General features: G+C 60.4%; 1 protein-coding gene. It reads left to right on the top strand.

Going from position 1 to position 250, the window contains the following annotated elements; translation table 11 throughout:
• Positions 1-250, top strand: a 250-nt coding sequence (locus tag SB847_RS21805) for a hypothetical protein (protein ID WP_410578798.1), incomplete at both ends; no start/stop codon positions are given.

Genomic DNA, 250 nt, shown 5'->3' with positions numbered 1-250 from the left:
CGGTGAACTACAACAGTGTGACGCTCAACCCGGGTGGGACAAGCGCGCAAATCCATAACGTTGGGGCGGGTACGGCGGGCACGGACGCGGTCAACGTGTCGCAACTGAGCACAGTAGTATCGACGAGCAAGACGCGTTACTACAGCGTCAACGACAACGGTGTCCAACAGGGGAACTACGGCAATGACGGTGCATCTGGGCTCAATGCAATGGCTGCAGGGACGAATGCGATCGCGGCCGGGGCGAGCTC

Source organism: Bacillus sp. SIMBA_026, from assembly GCF_046535335.1.
Lineage (GTDB): Bacteria > Bacillota > Bacilli > Bacillales > Bacillaceae > Bacillus > Bacillus velezensis.
Note: the sequence above shows the minus strand (reverse complement) of the source record. Positions and strands in the feature narration are given on the sequence as shown.